The organism is Frigoribacterium sp. Leaf44 (genome assembly GCF_001421865.1).
GTDB lineage: Bacteria > Actinomycetota > Actinomycetes > Actinomycetales > Microbacteriaceae > Frigoribacterium.
Genome location: NZ_LMLG01000006.1, coordinates 1,138,832 through 1,160,713 on the forward strand (window position 1 = coordinate 1,138,832; position 21,882 = coordinate 1,160,713).

The window sequence follows — 21,882 nt, forward strand, 5'->3', positions numbered from 1 at the left end:
GTAAGATGTCGGCGTGGTGTCCTGGCCCGGTCGAGGTGCGAAACGCGGCGTCCCGTCCCTGCAGTGGCCGCGGCCCGCGGCGAAGCCGACCCCCGCGGCGCGTGTCGAGCTCGACCAGTTCACCCCCGACCTGTTGGTCTTCCTGGGGCACGCGGCCTACCTCGAGCTCGCGCTGTTCGAGACGCTCGGGCGCTCGTCGGCGTTCGCCCCCGACGTCCGCGCGAAAGAGACCACCGGTCGCATCGCCGAGTCGACGTTGGCACGACACCGTGGCCTGGTGGCCGAGATCGAACGATCGGGGCACGACGCCACCGAGTCGATGGAGCCCCACATCGCCGCGATCGACGAGTTCCGGGCCCGGACCGAAGGCACGGACTGGTACGAGGCGATCCTCGCGAACTACGTCGCGGCCGGCCTGCTCAACGACGTGTTCGTCCGGTTGGCGGCCGGGCTGCAGGCCGACCACCACAAGCGCATCGTGGCGGTTCTCAAGGCGCACGACGACGCACCGCTCGTCGTGCGAGAGCTCTCGGCGGCCATCGAGGCCGACCCGCGCCTCGCGTCGCGACTGGCCCTCTGGGGGCGCAGGCTGGTGGGCGACACCCTGTTGGTCGCGCGTGCTGCCGTCTCGGCGTCGCACGTGTCGGCGGACGACGAGCGTCTCGAGCCGGTCTTCACCGAACTCATCGCCGCGCACACCCGCCGCATGGACGCCCTGGGCCTCACCGCCTGAACAGATTCCGAGGCTTGGCTGATTCCAGAGGATCGCCTACGGGCAGATCCGTCAGGGGTCGCCGACCGACCTCTCAGCAGAGGCGTTCGACCGGACGTGCCGTGTCAGGAGGCGGAGCGGACCAGACGGGCGAAGTGCTCACTGTCGCGTGCCCGGCGACGGACGGCTGCGACGCGGCAGACGAGGACCGCGACGACGGCCGGGAGGACGAGCCCCACGACCCAGATCCAGCCGCCGTCGGCCGGCCACCCCGCCCAGGTGAGCGCCTCCCACACGATCGCGGCCACGACGGCACCGGAGGCCGGCGCGAGCAGCACTCCGCGGGTGTCCGCGTCGGGCAGCGCGTAGTGGAAGACGAATCCGAGGACGGCGCCGCCCAGGACGACGAAGAGGAGTTCCACGGCTAGCTGACGAAGCCGACTTTGCGGCTCTCTTCGCTGCCGACCTCGACGTAGGCGAGCGACGCGGTGGGGACCAGGTAGGTCTTGCCCTTGGAGTCGGCGAGGGTGACGTACGACTTGCCGCCGTCGAGCGCGTCGCCGACGACCTTCTCGACCTCGTCGGCGGTCTGCGCCGTCTCGAAGCTGATCTCACGGGGGCTGTTGGTGATGCCGATGCGAATGTCCACGTGGTCACGATAACCGACCTCGCCGCCCCGGCTCTGCACGTTCACTGTCGGCGCACAGGAGGTCGCCTCCCGGGCCGTCGCCCACCCGTCGGGCCGGCCTCGATGTCGGTGCGAGCCGGTAGCGTCGGGACATGGCCTCGACCGTCTCCCCGCCCCTCCCGGGCCCGACGCGAGCCGTGGCGCCGACGGCTCTCGACGACTCCCAGCGAGCAGTGCTCGACCTCCCTCACGGGCGGTCGGCGGCCGTCCTGGGGGCCCCGGGCTCGGGCAAGACCCGCACGCTCGTCGAGTTCGTGGTGGACCGGGTCGAGGTGCGCGGGTGGGGGCCGACGGCCGTGATGGCACTCGCGCCGACGCGGTCGACGGCCACGACGCTGCGCGACGTGATCGCGTCGAGGCTCACCGTCCCCACTCCGGGCCCCCTGGCCCGCACCGTCTCGTCGCTCGCGTTCGACGTGGTCGGCCATGCGGCACGACTCGTCGGCCTCCCCGCACCGACCCTGCTGACCGGCGGCGATCAGGACAGCATCGTCCGAGCCCTCCTCGAAGGGCACGAACTCGACGGCACGGGCCCGTCCTGGCCCGACGGGCTCGGTCCGACCGTCCGTCGGCTCCGCGGGTTCCGGACGGAATTGCGCGAGGTCCTCATGCGGTCGACCGAGCACCGCATCGGGTCCGAGGGGCTCCGACGCGCCGCCGAGCTGGCCGGCCGGCCCGAATGGGCGGCGGTGGCCGACTTCCGCGACGAGTACCTGGGCGTGCTCAACGCGGCCCGGGGACGGCACCTCGACTCGGCCGACCTCGTCGACTACGCCGTCGCCGCCCTCGACCGGGGCGAGACCTCCCCGGCCGTCGACGGGCTGCGGGTCGTCCTCGTCGACGACGCGCAAGAAGCGACCGAGTCGACGGTGGCCCTGCTGCGGGCACTGACCCGGCGGGGCGTCGCCGTGGTCGCGTTCGGCGACCCCGACCTGTCGACCAGCGCCTTCCGGGGCGGCACGCCCGACGTGCTCGGTCGTCTCGGCCCCCGGCTCGACCTGCCCGACGTCGAGACGCTCTACCTCTCGACGGCGCACCGCCACCAGCCGCCTCTGCGGGATCTCGTCCAGCGCGTCACCTCCCGGATCGGGACGGCCGGGGCCGGTCGGCAGCACGGCGCCGTGGCCGCGCCGGTGGCCGAGCCCTCCGAGGTCGGCGACCGGCCCGACTCGCCGGTGCCCCCGATCGTCACCGTCCGGGCCGACAGCCCGACCCACGAAGTGGCGTCGGTGGCCCGGCTCCTGCGCGAGCACCACCTGGTCCGCGGGGTGCCGTGGTCACGCATGATGGTCGTCGTCCGCAGCGGCGGGCAGGTGGCGGGCGTCGCGCGGGGGCTCCAGCTCGCCGAGGTGCCGACCCGCACCTCCGTCGCCGGACGTGCTGTGCGCGACGAGCACGCGGCACGTCACCTGTTGCTCGCCGCTTCCGTGGCCGTCGGACGGGACGAGCTCACCGTCGACCTCGCGACCGAGTTGCTGCTGGGTCCTCTCGCAGGCTTCGATCCGCTCTCGCTGCGCCGCCTGAGGCTGGCCCTGCGCGCCGACGAACTCGGGGCGGGCGGCATCCGCTCGGCCGACGACCTCCTCGTCGAAGCCCTCGAGGGGGCCGGCCGGTTCGTCACGATCGACTCGAGGTTCGCCGCCCGCGCCGGGCGTTTCTCGACCAGTCTCGACGCGGCTCGTCGCGCAGCCGCGACCGGTGCGAGCATCGAGGAAGTGCTCTGGGGTCTGTGGGAGCGCAGCGGACTCGCGGCCGAGTGGTCGGCGCAGAGCGACGGTCACGGCATCGTCGCCGCCGAGGCCGACCGTCACCTCGACGGCGTCGTCGCACTGTTCACGGCCGCCAAGCGCTTCGTCGAACGCACCCCCGAGGCGCCGGCCGGGGCCTTCCTCGACTCGTTGCTCGGGGCCGAGGTACCCGAAGACACGCTCTCGCCGCAGGCGACGGCCGAGACGGTGCTGGTCTGTTCTCCGTCGAACGCCGTGGGAGTCGAGGTCGACGTGGTCGTCGCAGCGCGGCTGCAGGACGGCGTGTGGCCGAACCTCCGCATCCGCGGCGGGTTGCTCGCGCCGGACGAACTCGTCGCCCTGGCCGAGCGCGGGCTGCTCCGCGGCGGTCCGTCCGAGAACCCCGACGACGAGCCGGCCGCCCCCTCCGACGCGCGGGCCGTGGTGCTGTCCGACGAGTTGCGCATGTTCGCCCTCACGGTGTCACGCGCCACCCGGCAGGTCGTGCTCTCGTGCACCTCGAACGACGACGAGGGCCCCTCCCCGTTCTTCCGGCTGCTGCCGGACGGCTGCCCGGAAGCCCCCGCCGGGCACCCCCTGTCGCTGCGCGGGCTCGTGGGGCACCTCCGGCACGTGCTCGTCTCGTCGCCTCACGGCCCACGGGCCGACGACGCGGTCGAGGCATTGGCCCGACTCGCCGGCGAGGGCGTGGCCGGGGCGTCGCCGGACGACTGGTACGGCCTGCTCGACCCGACCACCGTCGAACCGCTCATCGACCTCGACGACCCCGAGGCCCACGTGCCCGTGTCGCCGTCGCAACTCGGGTCGTTCGAAGAATGCCCCCTGCACTGGTTCGTCGACCGGTTCGGCGGCTCCCCTCCCAACGCGGCGATGGGTCTCGGCACGGTGCTGCACGACGTCATGGAGCACGCCGACGGCACGGACGTCGATTCGCTCTGGCGGGCGGTCGAGGGGCGCTGGCCCGAGCTCGAGTTCGAGTCGGCGTGGATCGCCGAGTCCGAGAAACGCCGGGCTCGCGACATGACCGAGAGCCTCTCTGCCTACCTGCGGGACTTCGAGGCGTCCGGTGGCAGTCTGCTCGGAGCCGAGTCGACCTTCACCCTCGACATCGGGCCGGCTCGTCTGCGGGGGTCGATCGACCGGGTCGAGCGGACCGCCGAGGGCGCCGCCGTCATCGTCGACCTCAAGACGGGGCGGTCGGCCCCGACGTCGTCCCAGGCCGTGGCCGAGCACCCGCAGCTGGGCAGCTACCAGGTCGCCCTCGCCGACGGTGCGGTCGAGGCCGTGCCCGAGGGCACGCCCCCCGGTGGGGCCAAACTCGTCATCGTGTCGTCGGGCGTCCGGGGCAAGCTCTACCGAGAGCCGGCCCAGGGGGCATTCGACGACGACCGACTCGCGGCCTTCCGGGCACGGGTCGTCGACGCGGCCGAGCACATGGCGGGCCGGGTGTTCGTCGCCCGCCTCGACGACCACTGCGAGGGCCGCCACGGCGGATCGTGCCGCATCCATGTGGTGGGCGAGGTGAGCGGCTCGTGACGGCCGTGGGCCGGGCCCCCGGCACGGCTGGCGCAGCGGGTGCGGGCGACGGGAGCGGCGTGGGCGTCGCGACCCGCGCCTCCTCGTCCCTGCTCGGAGCGGCCGAGATCGCCGAGGCACTCGGGCTGCCCACCCCGACCCCCGAACAACAGGCCGTCATCGAGGCCCCGCTCGAGCCCGCCCTCGTCGTGGCGGGCGCCGGCAGCGGCAAGACCGAGACCATGGCCAACCGCGTGGTGTGGCTGCTCGCCAACCGCCTCGTCGGCGTCTCGCAGGTGCTCGGCCTGACCTTCACCCGCAAGGCCGCCGGCGAGCTCGGTGAGCGCATCGAGCGGCGCATCGCCCAGCTCGGGGCGGTCGGACTGCTCGGCGACGAGGTGGATCCGTTCGACGTGCCCACCGTGTCGACCTACAACGCGTTCGCCAACGCGATCTTCCGCGACAACGCGCTGCGGGTGGGGCGCGAGAGCGAGTCCCAGGTGCTCGGCGACGCGTCGGCCTGGCAGCTGGCGCGCTCACTCGTCGTGGCCAGCCACGACGAGCGCCTGGCCGGGCTCGGCCGCAGCGTCGACGGCATCACCGAGGCCGTCCTCCGCCTGAGCCACGCCCTGAGCGAGAACGTCACCGAGCCCGAGCCCGTGGCGCGCCTGGCCGACCGGTTCCTCGACCTCGCGAGTCTGCCGTCGACGAAGGGCAGCGCCTACAAGTCCGTCGTCGACGCCGTCGGCGCGGTGTCGGCCCTCCCTCCGCTGCTCGACCTCGCCGCGGCCTTCGCCGACGAGAAGGCCCGTCGCGGCCTCGTCGAGTACTCCGACCAGGTGTCCTTGGCCCTCGAGGTCTGCGACACGGCGCCGAGCGTCGTGGCCGAACTGCGCGACCGCTACCGCGTCGTGCTCCTCGACGAATACCAGGACACCAGCGTCGTGCAGACCACCTTGCTGTCCCGCCTCTTCGAGGGCACCGGGGTCATGGCGGTCGGCGACCCCCACCAGTCGATCTACGGGTTCCGGGGTGCCAGCGCCGCGAACCTCGGACGGTTCCCGGAGGACTTCGGAGCCCGTCCCGACGCCGTCTTCAGCCTCTCGACCAGTTGGCGCAACGCGTCGCGCGTTCTCGACGCCGCCAACACCGTCGTGGCCGAGCTCGCGCGGTCCGCCGGTGCGGTCGTCGGCGAGCTGAACCCCCGGCCGGGTGCACCAGAGGGTCGCGTCGAACTGCTCTTCGACCAGACGTTGCCCGGTGAGGCCGACCAGGTCGCGGCGTGGCTCCAGCAAGAGTTGGCCGTCCCGACGGTCGTCGACGGCGAACCGGCCCGCCGGACGGCGGCGTTGCTCTTCCGGTCGAAGAAGACCATGCCCGTCTTCGTCGAGGCACTGGCCGCGCGCGGGGTCGAGTACCACGTGCTCGGTGTCGGCGGTCTCCTGCAACGTCCCGAGGTCGTCGACCTCGTGTCCTGCCTCCGGGTGCTGCACGACCCGTCGGCCGGTTCCGAGGCGATCCGCCTGATGGCCGGGGCCCGATGGCGGATCGGCGTGCGAGACATCGCGCGGTTGCGCGACGTCGCCTCGTGGCTCTTCTCGCACGACCACGCCCAACAGCGCCTCGACGACGACGTCGCCGCCGGGTTCCGGGCGTCGGTCGCCGCTGGCGAGCACGGGTCCGTCGTCGACGCCCTGGACTTCGTGGCCACGGCACCCGTGACCCATCGTCAACTCGCCGAGTTCAGCGACGAGGGCCTCGTGCGCCTGCGGCGGTTGGGCTCGCAGCTCGCGTTCCTCCGGGGCCGCACCGGGCTCGACCTCGTCGACCTCGTCACGCTGGTCGAGCACGAGATGCTGCTCGACGTCGAGGTGGCGGCGGTCACCGGGGCGCCCTCGGGCGGTGCCTGGTTGCAGGCCTTCGAGGACGAACTGGCCGGGTACGTCGCGACCGACGAGAACGCCGGGCTCGGGGGCTTCCTGTCGTGGCTGGCGGCAGCCGAGCGTCGTGACGACATGGGGCCGCGATCCGAGCAAGCCGAGCGGGGTACCGTCCAACTGCTGACCATCCACGGGTCCAAGGGGCTCGAATGGGACGTCGTGGCCGTGCCCCGCTTGGTCGAGGGAGAATTGCCCGGCACGTCCCGCGAGGGTGTGGGGTGGCTCGGTTTCGGCGAACTGCCGTACGAGTTCCGTGGCGACGCCGCCGAGCTGCCCGTGCTCGGCTGGCGGGGCGTCGCCGACCAGAAAGAGTTCGACCAGTCGCTGAAGGCGTTCAAGGACGAGCTCGTCGTCCGGCACCAGGCCGAAGAGCGGCGGCTGGCCTACGTCGCGCTCACCCGTGCCCGTGACGCCCTGCTCGTGAGCGGTTCCTTCTGGACGAGCGCCGTGCGCCCTCGCCCGGCGAGCCGGTTCGTCGTCGAGCTGGCCGAAAGAGCACTCGTGCCGATCGAAGACCTGCCCGAGCGGCCCGACGACGACGAGAACCCCCTGGCTGCGGCATCCCGCGAGCTCAGCTGGCCGCTCGACCCCCTGGGTCAGCGCCGCGCGGTCGTCGAGGACGCCGCGTCACGGGTCACCGCGGCCCTGGACCGGCGCTCACGTGACGAGCCCACCGACGAGGAGCGACCAGGGCCCCGATCGAGATGGTCGTCCGACATCGAGCTGCTGCTGCTCGAGCGCGATGCCGCGCGAGCAGGCGCCGGGGCGGTTCCCCTGCCCCAGCGCATCCCCGCCTCTCGGTTCAAGGACTACGTCGACGATCCCGCCGCGGTCGCAGCCGCCCTCCGTCGTCCCCTGCCCGAACGGCCTTACCGGGCCACCCGCCTCGGCACGCTGTTCCACGAGTGGGTGGAAGAGCGCTTCCGGCCGACGGGCCGTGCCGAGACCCTCGACGCCTGGGGTGACGAGAGCGATCTGGACGACGAACGGGTCGGCTCGTCCGGGTCCGGGCCGATCGACCCCGACGACGCGAGGCGGTTCGAACAGCTGGTCGCGACCTTCGAGCGCTCGCCCTGGGCGTCCCTCGAACCGACCGACGTCGAGCTCGAGATCCACCTCCCCCTCGGCAGTCGCACCATCATCTGCAAGATCGATGCCGTGTTCGAACGAGACGGCCGGTTCGAGGTCGTCGACTGGAAGACCGGCAAGGCACCCACCGACGACGCCGATCTCGAGCTCAAGCAGCTGCAACTGGCGCTCTACCGCGAGGCCTACGCCCGGTTCACCGGCACCCCGGCCGAGAAGATCGACGCGGTGTTCTACTTCGTGGCCGACGACGTGGTGCTGCGGCCCCGACACGTGGCCGACCGCGGTGAACTGGTCGAGCTCTGGCAGCGGGTCGAGGCGGCGTCTCAGACGTGACGGCGCTCGGTCGCCTCGAGCAGGTCCTCGACGCCGTCGACATCGAGGGCGGCGGTCGAGCCCGAGCCGATGCCGGCCCGCCGATCTCCGGGCAACGAGTCGACGAGCTTCGTCATCATCTCGACGGCGTCGTCGACGACCGACGTGTTTTTGGTGCCGGTGCCGTGCAGCAGCCACTTCGCCAGGTCGAGTTCGCGGTAGAGGGTCGCCCGGTGCCTCAGCTGGTGGTCGCTCGTGCCGCGGGCGATGTTGTAGGCCTCGAACGCCGCGTCGACCGCCGTCGGGCTGGGGGCGCCGAGCAACCAGGCCAGGTCGCGGGCGGGGTCGCCGACCTGCAGCTCGTGCCAGCCGAGCACGCCGCTGACGGTGTCGCCGAGGACGAGCACCGAACCGGCGTCGAGGGAGCCGTTGACGACCGTCGGCTGGAATTGCCACAGCACGGAGTCCTGGATGGCGGCCTCCCACCGCTCGAGCAGTGCGGCCGGCAGCAGGCGCGTCGAAGCCGCGCGGTCGACGAGTGCCGCCGACGACCTCATCGCCTCGAACGGGGTGTGACTGGTCAGGCCGGCGTCGGTCACGAAGCTCGTCGGCAGCGAGTGGATCGCCGCCACCGCACGACCCAGGGCAGTGGGCAGGTCGCTCGTCGCGGTCAGTCGCGAGATCGACAGGTGCTCGCCGGGGACGACGTCGTAGACGATGCCGCGCGTGCGACCGATGGGCGCCTGGCCGCGGTAGGCGGGCACGTCGAACGAGAGCCGTCCGCGAACGCCGGCGCTCAGCGCGCGCAGGGCGACGAGATCGGCCGACTGCTCGGCCTCGGCTCGTTGCGACCGGGGGACACGGACGATGCAGTGCTCTCCGGCACGGCCGTCGACGAGTGCGGAGTCGAAGTCGCCACCCGTCTCGCTGCCGTGGCGTGACGCGCGCGTGACGTCCAGGTCCGCGACGGCGGCCGTGGCCAGCGCGGCTAGAGTGAGATGAGATCTGGCCATGCCCTCAGGGTAGGCCGCCGCACGCGATGCCCTGCCGTGCGCCACGCTGTCAACTCGCGATGATTGGTCGTCCGATGTCCTCGCCACTCACGTCCCGGCTCCCGTTGTCCCGCCACCAGGTCGACCGTGACTACCTCACCCGCGAGCGCGCCGGCGTCGTCGACGAACTGCTCGCCTCCGCGGCCACCCGTGTGCTGCCGGTCTGGCGGGGACGCACCCTCATGGCGTCGCCGGATTCCCTGGCTCTGCTGCCGGCCTCGTCGGTCCCGCCGGCCGACGACTACGTCTACCTCGGCGTCTCGAAAGACCCTTCGGCCGCCGAACCCGTGGGCACGCCCGTCCTGGCGGCACTCCTCGACGACGAACGCGCGAAGTCGATCGCGGCCGACGACTCGGCCTGGGGCAGTCCGCGAGTGTCGGGCACGGCGTTGAGCGCGCGCGACGCCGGCCTGGCCGTCGAGGCCGTCGCCGTGGCGAACTGGCACGACTCCCACCGGTTCTCGCCGCGGACCGGTCGGCGTCTGGTCACCCACAAGGCGGGCTGGGTGCGCCGCGACCCGGACGACGGCCACGAGATCTTCCCCCGGACCGACCCCGCGATCATCGTCGGCGTGACCGATGCCGACGACCGCCTCCTGCTCGGTTCGAACGCCCTGTGGGAGCAGAACCGTTACTCGTTGCTGGCGGGTTTCGTCGAGCCCGGCGAATCGCTCGAACACGCCGTGCAGCGTGAGATCTTCGAGGAGTCCGGCATCAACGTCGTGTCGCCCCGCTACCTGGGCTCGCAGCCCTGGCCGTTCCCGGCGAGCCTCATGCTCGGTTTCCGGGCCGAGGTCGACACCGATGATCCCGGCACGCTCACCCCCGACGGGGCCGAGATCCTCGACCTGCGCTGGTTCAGCCGGGACGAGCTGGTCGCGGGCCTCGGTGAGATCGTCCTGCCGGGGCGCACGTCCATCGCCCGTGCGATCATCGAGGACTGGTTCGGCGGCGAGATCGACCAGTGAGCGAGGCCGCCGACCTGATCGCGGGGCTCGACGAGCAGCAGCGCCGGGCGGCGTCCAAGCTGCTGGGTCCCGTGTGCCTGCTCGCGGGGGCCGGGACGGGCAAGACCCGCGCCATCACGCACCGCATCGCCTACGGGGTCGCCACGGGTGTCTACGCGCCGAACCGCGTGATGGCGCTGACCTTCACCTCACGGGCGGCCGCCGAACTGCGTGGTCGGTTGCGTCACCTGGGTGCCGGGGGAGTCTCGGCGCGCACCTTCCACGCCTCGGCCCTGTCCCAGCTGTCCTATTTCTGGCCGCAGACGATGGGCGGTCAGATGCCGCGCCTCCTCGACAGCAAGGCCAAGGCCCTCGCCCACGCCGCCGAGTCGTTGCGTCTCAAGATCGACACGGCGGCCTTGCGAGACCTCGCGGCCGAGATCGAGTGGCGCAAGGTCTCGCGGCTCACCCTCGAGGACTACGCGAAGGCCTTGCCGGGCAGGTCGCTGCCGCCCTCGATCAGCGTCGAGAAGGCCGTCGACCTGCACCGTGCCTACGAGGCCGTCAAGGACGAACGGCGCCAGCTCGACTTCGAGGACGTCCTGCTCGCGACGGTCGGCATGCTCGAACTCGAGCCGCGCGTGGCCCAGCAGGTGCACGAGCAGTACCGCTTCTTCGTCGTGGACGAGTACCAGGACGTCTCGCCGCTGCAGCAAGACCTGCTCGACCTCTGGCTCGGCGGTCGGAACGACCTCTGCGTCGTCGGCGACGCCAGCCAGACCATCTACTCGTTCGCGGGCGCGTCGTCGGACTACCTGCTCGGGTTCGGCGCGCGCTACGACGACGCCACGGTCGTCCGTCTCGAGCAGAACTACCGATCGTCGCGGCAGATCGTCGACACGGCCAACCAGCTCATGCGGGGTCGGCCGGGCGCGTTGCACCTCCACCCGGCCGTCGAGACGACGGGGCCCGTGCCACCCGTGACCGAGTACGCCAGCGACTCGGCCGAGGCCCGGGGCATCGCCGAGACGATCGCCGACGAGATCCGCTCGGGCGTCGCCCCGGAAGAGATCGCCGTCCTGTACCGGGTCAACGTCCAGGCCGCGGCGATCGAGCGCGCACTCGCCGACGTCGGCGTGTCGACCCGCATCCACGGTGCGACGCGGTTCTTCGAGCTGCGCGAGGTGAAAGAGGCCCTGATGATGATGAAGGGCGCGGCGGTCAGCATCGTGGGCGAGCCGCTCTTCAAGACCGTCAGTGACGTCCTGCGGTCGCTCGGCTGGACGCAGGACGCTCCCGACCAGAGAGGGGCGATCCGCGACCGGTGGGAGTCCTTGAACACGATCATGGGCCTGGCCGAGGCGTCGGCGCCCGGAACGACCCTCCGCCAGTTCGTCGACGAGCTCTTCGCCCGCCAGGCCGGGCAACACGAGCCGACGATGGCCGCGGTCACCCTGGCGACGTTGCACTCGGCCAAGGGGCTCGAATGGCGCAGCGTGTACCTGATCGGACTGAGCGAGGGCCTCGTCCCCATCAGCTACGCGAAGGACGACGCGGCGATCGACGAGGAACGCCGCCTCTTGTACGTCGGCGTCACGAGGGCGCGTGAGCGGCTGCGGCTGTCGTGGAGCCGATCGGGGCAGGGCCGCGGCGGCGAACGGCGCGCGAGCCGGTTCGTGGAAGAGCTGCGCACCCGCACTCCGGGTGGGGCGCCACGTTCGCGCGAGTGACGAGACCTTCGGCGATCGAGATCGACTCGACCTCGGAGTCGTCCGGTGTGCCGGCTGCACCGCTCAGACGCGACCACAGACGACGGGCGGCTCTCGTGGCGACCTCGTGGACGGACAGCAGCGGAGGCGCGGTGAGGGGACGAGCGCTCAGCTGACCGGCGATCGCGGGCCAGGCGTGGTCGGCCTCACCGGCGCGGAGGTCGAGACACCGGGCGCAGGCCGTCGCGCCGGGCACCGTCACGGGCCCGATCCGCGCATGACGATCGCCCAGTCGCACGACGAGGTGCGTCAGGTCGGACCGCACCCACTCTCGGACCACTCCGGGGTCGACGACGTGCCCGCCGACCAGGACGCCGGTGGTGTTCCTCGGCGGCGGCAGGTCGGCGTGGGCCCGACGGACGTCGGCCCCGCAGGAGCCCAGGAGGCGCGCGACGGCATCGGCCACCGGGCCCGGCCCACCGACGAGGACGGACGGTGGGACGATCGGCTGGGTGTCGCCGTCCAGCGCGGGCCGCAAGCGCTCGACCGAGGCCTCGACCGCGGCGCGGTCGAGACCGAGATGGGCGACGAGGGTGGGCAGCCCGCCTGCGCCGTGGCCCGCGGCGACGGCGGCGACCACGCGTTCGTCGAGCCTGCTGACCGGACTCAGGACGAGCGTCGGGCGATCGACGCCGACCTGGAGGGTCGACGGATCACGCCAGACGACGGGTGTTCGGGGATCGAGGACGAGAGGCATCGTCCGATCATGCCGTGGAGCCGGGGTGGATCAGAGGTTGTCCACAGGCGACCGCGGATCGACGTGACGCGAGGTCTCAGGACCGGGGTGCGTCCGGGTCGGGCCCCGAATCGCCCGGCTCGGTCGCCGATCCGTCGTCACCCTCGCGGGGACGATCGTCGGTGGTGTCGTCGAGCAGGTCCTGGATCGCCTGGTCGACGTCGTCGAAGGCGGGCTCGTTCGACGTCAGTCGAGCCACGAGGGCCTGGGGGTCGTCGACGTCGGCGCTGGTGGGCACGATGTCGGGATGCGACCAGAGGTCGTCTCGACGTTCGGCCCCGACGGCGTCGGACACGGTCTGCCAGAGGACGGCCGCCTCGCGGAGTCGTCGCGGTCGCAGTTCGAGGCCGACCAGGGTGGAGAAGGCCGACTCGGCAGGCCCACCGGCGGCACGACGCCGGCGCACCGTCTCGGCGATCGCCGCGGACTTCGGGAGGCGCGCCGTGGCCTGGGCGGTCACGACGTCGACCCAGCCCTCGATCAGGGCGAGCGTCGTCTCGAGGCGGGCGAGGGCGGCGAGCTGCTCGTCGGTCTTCGGGGGGATGAGGGCACCGCTCTTCATCGCCTCTTGCAACTCGCCGGGGCTCGAGGGATCGAAGTCGACCGCGAGCTCTTCGAGCCGGGACGTGTCGATGCGGATGCCCTGGGCGAACTCGCGGATGGACGAGATGAGATGCAGCCGCAGCCATCGCGCGTGGCGGAACAGGCGGGCGTGGGCGAGCTCGCGCACCGCGAGGTAGAGCTGCACCTGGTCGGCCTCGATGTCGAGACCCTCGCCGAAGGCGGCGACGTTCTGGGGGAGCAGCACGGCCTGCTGCTCGTCGAGCAGGGGGATGCCGACGTCACCACCGGACACGACCTCGGTCGAGAGCTGACCCACGACCTGGCCGAGCTGCATGGCGAAGAGCGTGCCCCCGACGCTCCGCATGACCTTGCTGGCCCCGGCGAGCATCGAGCGCATCTCTTCGGGAGCCTGTTCGCTGAGCACACCGGTGAGCGAGTCGGCGATCGACGTGGCCACGGGCTCGGCGAGCTGGCTCCACACGGGCATGGTCAGGCGGGCCCACTCGGCCCGGGTCACCAAGCGCGGCGTGGCGGTGAGCTCGGCCACGAACGTGACGTCGTCGAGCCACAGCGCGGCGACGTGGAAGGCCTGCTCGAGGGCGGCGGTCTCGGCGGCGGTCGGTGCGACGGCGGTCTGGGTGCCCACGGCGGTCGCCTGCTCGGTGGCGATCGACCAGTCGATGCCGTCACCGCTGCTGTTGACGGCGTTCTGCAGTTGGCTCATGAGTCGAGCCACGAAAGCCGGGTCGTCGGGCAGCCCCGCGGCCCCGGCGAGCTGTGACGGATCGATCTCGGAACCGCCGGAAAGGAACTGCCGCAGCATGTCACGGAACTCGTCCTCAGGCCCGCGCGGCGAATCATCGGTCATGCTGACTACGCTAGCTGCTGGCCGCACGAAGATCCTGGGATTCGGCCACCGCCCCGGGGCCGACGCTCCGCTCGTGGCGAACGCGACCCGCGCCTCCCCGGCCGATCCCGAAAGGACCCTCCGTGGCCTTCTTCACGCCCCCGCGCACCTCCCCGTCGTCCGCTCGCCGTGCGGGTCGGGTCGGCTGGCCCCTCCTGGGCGTGGCCGTCGTCTCGGCGGTCGTCCTGAGCCTGCTGCCGGGGCCGTACCTGATCGAGCAGCCCGGCCCGGTGTTCGACACCCTGGGCAGCGCCGAGTACGAGGGCTCGTCCCAGCCGCTCATCACCGTCTCGGGCCACGAGACCTATCCCACCAGCGGCACGCTCGACCTGCTGACCGTCAGCGTCCAGGGCAACCTGGACGTCCGGCCGGGGTGGGTCGACGTCGTCCGTGCCTGGGCGGATCGCAGCCGTTCGGTCATCCCGGTCGAGGCCGTGTACCCGTCGGGGGTGTCGAACGACCAGGTCGACGAGCAGAACGCCGTGGACATGCAGAACTCGCAGAAGTCCGCGATCGCCGCGGCGCTGATCCACGAGGGGTACGCCATCCCCAGCGCCGTGACGGTCAGCCAGGTCTCCCAGGGCAGCCCGGCCGAAGGCGTCCTGCGCGAGGGCGACGTCCTGGTGAGCGTCAACGGGACGAGTCTCGCCACCGATGCGGACGTGGACGTCCTCCGCGGCCTCGTCGCGGCGAACGGCGCGTCGACGCCCGCCGAGGTCGTCGTCGACCGGGCGGGGACGAGCGTGACCGAGGAGGTCACCCCGCAAGAGGTCGACGGCACGCCGCTGCTCGGGGTCGGGGTCAGCGTGGACTACACGTATCCCTTCGACGTGACCCTGAAGCTCGACCAGGTCGGCGGGCCGAGCGCCGGCATGATGTTCGCGCTCGGGATCATCGACAAGACGACTCCGGGCGAGCTCACCGGCGGCGAGAAGGTCGCGGGCACGGGGACGATCACGGGGTCGGGCGAGGTCGGAGCCATCGGGGGCATCCGACAGAAGCTCTACGGTGCCCGTGACGCCGGGGCGACCGTCTTCCTCGCACCGTCCACGAACTGCTCCGAGGTCGTCGGGAACGTGCCTTCCGGGTTGGACGTCTACTCCGTCGAGACCTTGGACGACGCGGTGACGGCGCTCGAGACGGTCGCGGGCGGGGGCGACACGTCGTCGCTGCCCACCTGTACGGCCGGTCGATAGGGTTCGTGCAGCCCACGCAAAGCTGAGAAGGGGACGCTGAGGCGGCCAGGCTCGACACGTAGGATGGCCGTCCACGTCCCCGTCAGCCAGGAGCACACCCTTGACGTCACCCGCATCGTCGCGAACCGCACGACGCTCGCCCCGATTGCCCGTCCTGGTCACGGTGGCCGTCCTCGCCGCCCTGGTCATCGCCTTCTTCATCTTCTCGTCGCTGCTGACGGACTACCTCTGGTACCAGCAGCTCGGGTTCACGGGGGTGCTGACGACGCAGTGGATCGCACGCCTCGTGATGTTCGCGGTGGGCTTCGTGGCCATGGCGGTGCCGGTCTACGTCAGCATCGAAGTGGCTTTCCGGTTCCGCCCCGTGTACGCCAAGTTGAACTCGCAGCTCGATCGCTACCAGCAGGTCATCGAGCCCCTTCGACGTGCCGTCGTCATCGGCGTCCCCGCCGTGCTCGGCCTCTTCGCCGGCATCGCCACGTCGACGCAGTGGCAGACCGTCCTCGAGTGGATCAACCGCACCCCCTTCGGGCGGACCGACGCGCAGTTCGGGCTCGACATCGGGTTCTACGTCTTCGAGCTGCCGCTCTACCAGGCAGCGGTCGGCTTCGCCTCGGCCGTCGTCCTCATCGCCGGCATCGCCGCCGTCGCGACCAGCTACCTCTACGGGGCCCTGCGCTTCACCGGGCGCGAGGTGCGCATCTCCAAGGTCGCGCGCATCCAGCTGGCCGTCACCGCCGCCGTCTACCTCCTGCTGCAGGGCGTCAGCCTCTGGCTCGACCAGTACGCGACGCTCTCCGACGGCACCAACAAGTTGCTCACGGGTGCCACGTACACCGACGTCAACGCGGGCATCCCCGGCAAGCAGATCCTCGCCGGGATCGCCGTCGTCGTCGCGATCCTGTTCATCGTGACCGCGATCGTCGGGCGCTGGCGCCTGCCGGTGATCGGCACGGCCGCGCTCATCATCATCAGCATCATCGTCGGTGGCATCTACCCCTGGATCGTCCAGCGGTTCACGGTGGAGCCCAGCGAACGGACGGTCGAGTCGCCGTACATCGAGCGCAACATCCAGGCGACGCGTGAGGCCTACGGCGTGGCCGACGTCGAGGAGCAGACCTACGACGCCAAGTCCGACGCCGAGGCCGGGGCCCTGGCCGGCGATGCCGTCACCACCGCCAACATCCGCATCATCGACCCCGCGCTCGTGACCGACGCCTTCGCCCAGCTGCAGCAGTACCGCCAGTACTACAGCTTCCCCGAGCAGCTCGCGGTCGACCGGTACACGATCGACGGCAACGTGCAGGACACGGTCATCGCCGTGCGCGAGCTGAACACCTCGCAGCTCGGCAACTCGGCGACCCCCTACAACACGACCTTCGTCTACACCCACGGCTACGGCGTGGTGGCGGCGTACGGCAACCAGCGGTCCGCGGACGGCCAGCCCGTCTTCCTCGAGTCCGGCATCCCCGTGACGGGCGCCCTCGGCGACGCCGGGGACTACGAGCCGCGGATCTACTTCGGCCAGGAGTCGCCGACCTACTCGATCGTGGGTGGCGACGGCGGCAACGACATCGAGCTCGACTACCCGTCGGGCAGCAACGACAACGGCACGAACGAGACGACGACCTTCGAGGGCAACGGTGGGCCCAAGCTCGACAACGTCTTCAAGAAGCTCATCTACGCCATCAAGTTCCAGTCCGAGCAGATCTTCCTGTCGGACGCCGTGAACGACCAGTCGCAGATCCTCTACGACCGCGACCCCACCGAACGCGTCCAGAAGGTGGCTCCCTACCTCACGATCGACAGCGCGCCGTACCCCTCCGTCGTCGACGGCAAGGTCGTCTGGATCGTCGACGGATACACGACGACGAACGAGTACCCGTACTCGAAGCCGCAGGCGTTGTCGGACGCGATCGCCGACACGTACAACGACCGCCCGGTGTACGCGTCGAACAACATCAACTACATCCGCAACTCGGTGAAGGCCACGGTCGACGCCTACGACGGTTCGGTCAAGCTCTACGCGTGGGACACCAGCGACCCGATCCTGCAGACGTACGACAAGATCTTCCCGTCGACGTTGTCACCCCTGAGCGACATGTCCGCCGAGCTGCTCCAGCACGTGCGCTACCCGCAGGACATGTTCAAGGTGCAGCGGGCGATCCTCGGGACGTACCACGTGACGGACGCCGACTCGTTCTACTCGAGCGACGACGCGTGGGTCACGCCCAACGAACCGACGAGCAACGCGCAGAACCCGCCGTTGCAGCCTCCGTACTACCTGACGCTGCAGTTGCCCGACCAAGACCCGGCGTTCTCGATCTACTCGACGTACATCCCGCAGCAGTCCGGTGAGAACGCCCGCAACGTGTTGACGGGCTACTTGGCGGCGAACGCCGATGCCGGGTCGACGCCGGGCGAGATCTCGTCGGACTACGGCAAGCTCACATTGCTGGCCCTGCCACGCACCGACACGTTGCCCGGCCCCGGGCAGGTGCAGAACAACTTCAACACCGACACCGCCGTGGCGAACCAACTCGCACTGCTCACCCGGGGTGACACGAGCGTCGTCCGAGGCAACCTGCTGACCCTGCCGGTCGGCGGCGGTCTGCTCTACGTGCAGCCGATCTACGTGAAGTCGAACTCCGAGACGTCGTACCCCGTCCTGCAGCGCATCCTGGTGTCGTTCGGCGACAAGATCGCCTTCGAGGACACCCTCGACGGCGCCCTCGACTCGCTCTTCGGTGGCAACTCGGGTGCGACGGCCGGAGACAACGGCGTACCGACCACGGGTGAGGGAACCGACGGCACCGGAACCGGCACGGACACCGGCGACGGGGCGACGGACGGGGGAGCGGCGACGCCTGACACCGGGTCGGGCACCGACAACGCGGCGCTCGACCAGGCCCTGGCCGACGCACAGCAGGCTCTGACGGACCGCGCCGCGGCCTACGCCGAGAACAACTTGGTGGCGGCGGCGGAGGCCGACACGCGCCTCCAGACGGCCCTTGAGGACGCAGTCGCAGCCAGCGGTCAGTAGTCACGCGACAGGCACGACGACGAACCCCCTTCCGGCACGCCGGGAGGGGGTTCGTCGTCGAGGGGGCGCGAGGTGGTGGTCGCCTCCGGGGGCTCGATTGGACGGCGTCCGAATGCCGTGCTAGTGTTTCTTCTTGTGCCGCGGGGTGGAGCAGTTCGGTAGCTCGCTGGGCTCATAACCCAGAGGTCGTAGGTTCAAATCCTGCCCCCGCAACAAGAAAGAAGAAAGCCCCGGTCATCGACCGGGGCTTTCTTCGTGTGGTCACGCCTCGGCCTGCTCTGTGCCGCCGGGGCGGATCATGCCAAGGTTGAGGCATGTCGAGACTCCGGGTGGTCCTCGCCCCCGATGCGTTCAAAGGCAGCCTGGACGCGTCCGAGGCTGCGGCCGCCCTCGCCGCAGGGTGGTCCCGGTCACGACCCGACGACGAGATCGTCGCGCTGCCCCTCGCCGACGGCGGAGAAGGCACCCTCGATGCATTCGAGCGGGCCGTCCCCGGAAGCATCCGCCACGAGGTCGTCGTCGACGGCCCCGACGGCCGTCCCGTCGATGCCCCCTGGCTGGCGTTGCCCGACGGCACGGCCGTCGTCGAACTCGCCTCGTCCTGTGGACTCGGCCTCTTGTCGTCACCCGCGCCGCACGACGCCACCACCCGCGGCCTGGGCGACGTCATCCGCGCGGCCGTCGACGCCGGCGCCGTGCGGTTGCTCGTCGGCCTCGGGGGCAGTGGGTCGACGGACGGGGGAGCAGGTGCTCTGACGGCCCTCGGTGCTCGGATCGTCGATTCCCTGGGCGAGCCCGTCGGTCCGGGCAACCACGGTCTCACCACGGCTGCCCGGGTCGATCTCTCGGGTCTGATCGCCCTCCCACCGGACGGCGTGGTGTTGCTGGTCGACGTCGACAGCCCCTTGCTCGGACCCTGGGGAGCAGCTGCCGTGTTCGGGCCGCAGAAGGGAGCCTCGGCCGACGACGTCCTCGCGCTCGAACGGGGTCTCGAGCGTTTCGCGAGCCTCGTCGACGTCGATCCCCTGACCGCCGGTGCGGGGGCCGCGGGCGGAACGGGCTTCGGTCTGCTCGCCTGGGGTGCCCGTCTGCAGCCCGGGGCCGTCGCCGTCGCCGAGGCCGTCCGCCTCTCCGAAGCCCTGGCCCTGGGGGACGTCGTCGTCACCGGAGAAGGGCGTTTCGACGGTCAGACCGCCGCCGGCAAGACCGTGTCGCTCGTGCGGCGGATGGCCGACGCGGCCGGAGTCCCGGTCGTCCTCGTCGCCGGTTCCGTCGAAGCCCCCGACGACGGTTTCGCCGACGTCGTGTCGACCACGGAACTGGCGGGCGACGTCCTCGAGTCGACGACCCGCGCCTCCTTCTGGCTGGGCGAGGCGGCCGCGCTGGCGGCCGGGCGGTGGGCACGATGAGCACCGGCAGCACGATGAGCACCGGCAGCACCGGCAGCACCGGCAGCACCGGCAGCACCGGCAGCGCGTCCGACGTCGTCGTCGCAGTGGTCCAGACCGCTCCCGGTGACGACCCGGAGCGCAACCTGCGGACGATCACGGACCTCGCCGAGGAGGCGGCTCGACGGGGCGCGCGGGTGGCCGTCTTCCCCGAGTACTCGTCGTACTTCTCGGCCGAACTGGGGCCGTCGTACCTCGAGGCCGCGGAGTCCACGGACGGGCCGTTCGTCAGCCATCTGACCGGACTGGCGGATCGTCTCGGCCTCGTGCTCGTCGCCGGTCTGGTCGCCGTCTCGCCCGATCCGGCGCGGTTCGAGAACCTGCTCGTGGCCGTGGCGCCCGATCGGGGCGTCGTCGCCACCTATTCGAAGCAGCACCTCTACGACGCGTTCGGCGGGCAGGAGTCCCGGTGGATCGTGCCGGGCCCGTTGGCCGTCGCCGCGACCTTCGAGGTCGGCGGGCTCGTCTTCGGCCTGCAGACCTGCTACGACCTGCGGTTCCCCGAGGTCACCCGGACGCTCGTCGACGCCGGGGCCGACGTGGTCCTCATGCCGGCCGAGTGGGTGCGCGGACCGCTCAAGCAGCACCACTGGACGACCCTGCTGACGGCCCGGGCACTCGAGAACACCGTGTACGTCGCCGCGGCGGACCACGCACCCCCCGTCGGCGTCGGCTGCAGCACGATCGTCGATCCGACGGGCGTGGCTCTCGCCTCGGTCGGCGACGAGGTCGACGTCATGGCGCTCGGCAGGGTCTCGGCCGACCGGATCGCTGCCGTGCGCCGGACGAACCCGTCGCTGGCCCTGCGTCGGTACGACGTGGTCCCGCGCGGTCGGGACGACGTTTCGCCCGCGGGGAGTGGCTCAGACCGAGAGTGACGCGAGCTGGGCCGAGGCCTGCTCGAGCACCTCGATGCGCTTGCAGAAGGCGAACCGAATGAGGGATGACTGCTCCGCGGCGAGCACCGGGTGGCAGAAGGCGCTGATCGGCAGCCCGACGACGCCGGCCAGCTCGGGGAGCCGCCGGCACAGGTCGGAGGCGTCGTCGAAGCCCAGGGGAGCGGCGTCGGCGACCACGAAGTACGACCCGTGGCTCGCCCGCACGGCGAACCCGGCACGACGCAGCCCGTCGGACAGGACGTCGCGTTTGTGGGCCAGTGTGCGTGCGACGCCCTCGAAGTAGGAGTCGGGGAGTCCGAGCCCGACGGCGATCGCGGGCTGGAAGACCGAGCCGTTCACGAAGGTCAGGTACTGCTTGACGGCCACGATCCGGTCGACGAGGTCCGCCGGACCGGTCAGCCAACCGATCTTCCACCCGGTCGTGTTGAAGGTCTTGCCGCCCGACGAGATGCTGATCGTCCGGGCCGCCGCGCCGGGCAGGGTGGCGAACGGCACGTGGACCGCACCGTCGAAGAGCAGGTGCTCGTAGACCTCGTCGGTGACGACGAGCGCGTCGTGCTCGACGGCGAGCTCGAGCAGGAGGCGCCGGGTCGCGTCGTCGAGGACGCTGCCCGTGGGATTGTGCGGATCGTTCAGCACGACGAGCCGGGTGCGCGGTCCGAAGGCCCGGCGCAGTTCGTCCGGGTCGACCGTCGAGTCCGGCCCGCGGAGAGGCACGGTGACGTGGACGCCGCCCGCGAGCCCGATGACGGCCCCGTACGCGTCGTAGAACGGTTCGAGCGTCACCACCTCGTCGCCCCGGTCGACGAACGCCAGGATCGTCGCCGCCAGCGCCTCGGTCGCCCCCGCGGTCACGAGCACCTCGCGCCGCGGATCGACGTCGAGGCCGTAGAACCGCCGCTGATGGGATGCGACCGCCTCGAGCAGGACGGGCATGCCCCGGCCCGGCGGGTACTGGTTGAGGCCGGCGCGCAGGGCCTCGTGCGCCGCGTCGAGGACCTCGACCGGGCCGTCCTCGTCCGGGAAGCCCTGCCCGAGGTTGATGCTGTCGGTGGCTGTCGCGAGGGCCGACATCTCGGCGAAGATCGTCGGGGCGAGTCGGCCCGCGCCGTCGAGGAGCATCGCGCCGCTCGCCGCGCGTTGCCAGGGTGCTGGAGGAGTCATGATCCCGTCACCGTATCTCCGCGGGACGGGTGCCGGGGTGGCCCTGTCCAGCCGCCGCATAAGCTGGGTGCAGTCCGCTCACAGGCTCGCCGTATGATCCGCCCAGCTTGGGCGACCAGGCTGTCAGGGCTTGGAAGGAGCACCATGACCGAC

Annotated in this window: 14 protein-coding genes, 1 tRNA gene and 1 pseudogene; 10 read left to right on the forward strand and 6 right to left on the reverse strand. The window is 71.4% G+C overall.

Annotation, left to right across the window (positions count from 1 at the left end; genetic code table 11):
• Nucleotides 1–13: 13 nt before the first annotated feature.
• The gene (locus ASE87_RS13840) at nt 14–733 is read left to right on the forward strand and encodes a ferritin-like fold-containing protein (RefSeq protein WP_235472309.1); all 720 of its coding nucleotides are present in this window, start codon (nt 14–16) and stop codon (nt 731–733) included.
• 104 nt (nt 734–837) lie between these two features.
• On the opposite strand, the gene ASE87_RS13845 is transcribed toward ASE87_RS13840, so the two are convergent.
• Complete coding sequence (locus tag ASE87_RS13845; protein ID WP_056229288.1) at nt 838–1,134, reverse strand: hypothetical protein; 297 nt, start codon at nt 1,132–1,134, stop codon at nt 838–840.
• Nucleotides 1,135–1,136: 2 nt separating this feature from the next.
• On the reverse strand, nt 1,137–1,361 hold the full coding sequence (locus tag ASE87_RS13850; protein ID WP_043595511.1) for a DUF3107 domain-containing protein: 225 nt from the start codon (nt 1,359–1,361) through the stop codon (nt 1,137–1,139).
• Between the two features lie 131 nt (nt 1,362–1,492).
• Here ASE87_RS13850 and ASE87_RS13855 point away from each other — a divergent pair, with 131 nt between their 5' ends.
• Both ASE87_RS13855 and ASE87_RS13860 read left to right on the forward strand, forming a co-directional pair.
• Nucleotides 1,493–4,684, forward strand: a complete 3,192-nt coding sequence (locus ASE87_RS13855) for a UrvD/REP family ATP-dependent DNA helicase (protein WP_056229291.1) — start codon at nt 1,493–1,495, stop codon at nt 4,682–4,684.
• 59 nt (nt 4,685–4,743) lie between these two features.
• Nucleotides 4,744–8,025, forward strand: coding sequence for an ATP-dependent DNA helicase (locus ASE87_RS13860; protein WP_200925477.1), 3,282 nt, complete (start codon nt 4,744–4,746; stop codon nt 8,023–8,025).
• Here the strand turns inward: ASE87_RS13860 and ASE87_RS13865 are convergent.
• Nucleotides 8,016–9,017, reverse strand: a complete 1,002-nt coding sequence (locus ASE87_RS13865; RefSeq protein WP_043595438.1) for a phosphotransferase — start codon at nt 9,015–9,017, stop codon at nt 8,016–8,018. The genes ASE87_RS13860 and ASE87_RS13865 overlap by 10 nt on opposite strands.
• Before the next feature lie 74 nt (nt 9,018–9,091).
• Here ASE87_RS13865 and nudC point away from each other — a divergent pair, with 74 nt between their 5' ends.
• Both nudC and ASE87_RS13875 read left to right on the forward strand, forming a co-directional pair.
• Nucleotides 9,092–10,024 (forward strand): NAD(+) diphosphatase, encoded by a 933-nt coding sequence (nudC, locus tag ASE87_RS13870; RefSeq protein WP_156155563.1) that lies wholly within the window; start codon nt 9,092–9,094, stop codon nt 10,022–10,024.
• Nucleotides 10,021–11,733, forward strand: coding sequence for an ATP-dependent helicase (locus ASE87_RS13875; RefSeq protein WP_056229295.1), 1,713 nt, complete (start codon nt 10,021–10,023; stop codon nt 11,731–11,733). Before nudC ends, ASE87_RS13875 begins: the two co-directional genes overlap by 4 nt.
• On the opposite strand, the pseudogene ASE87_RS16930 reads toward ASE87_RS13875, so the two are convergent.
• Both ASE87_RS16930 and ASE87_RS13880 read right to left on the reverse strand, forming a co-directional pair.
• Nucleotides 11,717–12,469, reverse strand: a pseudogene (locus ASE87_RS16930) (hypothetical protein); the annotation flags it as partial. The gene ASE87_RS13875 and the pseudogene ASE87_RS16930 sit on opposite strands and share 17 nt — an antisense overlap.
• 76 nt (nt 12,470–12,545) lie before the next feature.
• Entirely contained in the window at nt 12,546–13,940 is a 1,395-nt protein-coding gene (locus ASE87_RS13880) for a zinc-dependent metalloprotease (protein WP_056229296.1), read from the reverse strand.
• Between the two features lie 122 nt (nt 13,941–14,062).
• On the opposite strand from ASE87_RS13880, the gene ASE87_RS13885 reads away from it, so the two are divergent.
• The 5 genes from ASE87_RS13885 (at nt 14,063) to ASE87_RS13905 (ending at nt 20,544) form a co-directional block, all read left to right on the forward strand.
• Entirely contained in the window at nt 14,063–15,175 is a 1,113-nt protein-coding gene (locus tag ASE87_RS13885) for a PDZ domain-containing protein (RefSeq protein WP_056229300.1), read from the forward strand.
• A gap of 100 nt (nt 15,176–15,275) precedes the next feature.
• Nucleotides 15,276–18,218, forward strand: coding sequence for a UPF0182 family protein (locus tag ASE87_RS13890; RefSeq protein ID WP_082452633.1), 2,943 nt, complete (start codon nt 15,276–15,278; stop codon nt 18,216–18,218).
• A 139-nt stretch (nt 18,219–18,357) separates the two neighbouring features.
• Nucleotides 18,358–18,431: transfer RNA gene (locus tag ASE87_RS13895), tRNA-Met, on the forward strand.
• Between the two features lie 101 nt (nt 18,432–18,532).
• Nucleotides 18,533–19,627: a glycerate kinase gene (locus ASE87_RS13900; protein WP_056229303.1), complete on the forward strand. Its 1,095-nt coding sequence runs from the start codon at nt 18,533–18,535 to the stop codon at nt 19,625–19,627.
• On the forward strand, nt 19,624–20,544 hold the full coding sequence (locus ASE87_RS13905) for a carbon-nitrogen hydrolase family protein (protein ID WP_235472311.1): 921 nt from the start codon (nt 19,624–19,626) through the stop codon (nt 20,542–20,544). The genes ASE87_RS13900 and ASE87_RS13905 overlap by 4 nt, the downstream gene beginning before the upstream one ends.
• On the opposite strand, the gene ASE87_RS13910 is transcribed toward ASE87_RS13905, so the two are convergent.
• Nucleotides 20,530–21,729: an aminotransferase class I/II-fold pyridoxal phosphate-dependent enzyme gene (locus tag ASE87_RS13910; RefSeq protein ID WP_056229306.1), complete on the reverse strand. Its 1,200-nt coding sequence runs from the start codon at nt 21,727–21,729 to the stop codon at nt 20,530–20,532. The two genes, ASE87_RS13905 and ASE87_RS13910, sit on opposite strands and share 15 nt — an antisense overlap.
• Between the last annotated feature and the right edge of the window lie 153 nt (nt 21,730–21,882).

Bases quoted from the DNA above. Each gene is read 5' to 3' on its own strand.
- ASE87_RS13865 (WP_043595438.1), bottom strand. From the start codon at position 9,017: ATGGCCAGATCTCATCTCACTCTAGCCGCGCTGGCCACGGCCGCCGTC.
- ASE87_RS13855 (WP_056229291.1), top strand. From the start codon at position 1,493: ATGGCCTCGACCGTCTCCCCGCCCCTCCCGGGCCCGACGCGAGCCGTG.
- ASE87_RS13880 (WP_056229296.1), bottom strand. From the start codon at position 13,940: ATGACCGATGATTCGCCGCGCGGGCCTGAGGACGAGTTCCGTGACATG.
- ASE87_RS13910 (WP_056229306.1), bottom strand. From the start codon at position 21,729: ATGACTCCTCCAGCACCCTGGCAACGCGCGGCGAGCGGCGCGATGCTC.
- ASE87_RS13905 (WP_235472311.1), top strand. From the start codon at position 19,624: ATGAGCACCGGCAGCACGATGAGCACCGGCAGCACCGGCAGCACCGGC.
- ASE87_RS13900 (WP_056229303.1), top strand. From the start codon at position 18,533: ATGTCGAGACTCCGGGTGGTCCTCGCCCCCGATGCGTTCAAAGGCAGC.
- nudC (WP_156155563.1), top strand. From the start codon at position 9,092: ATGTCCTCGCCACTCACGTCCCGGCTCCCGTTGTCCCGCCACCAGGTC.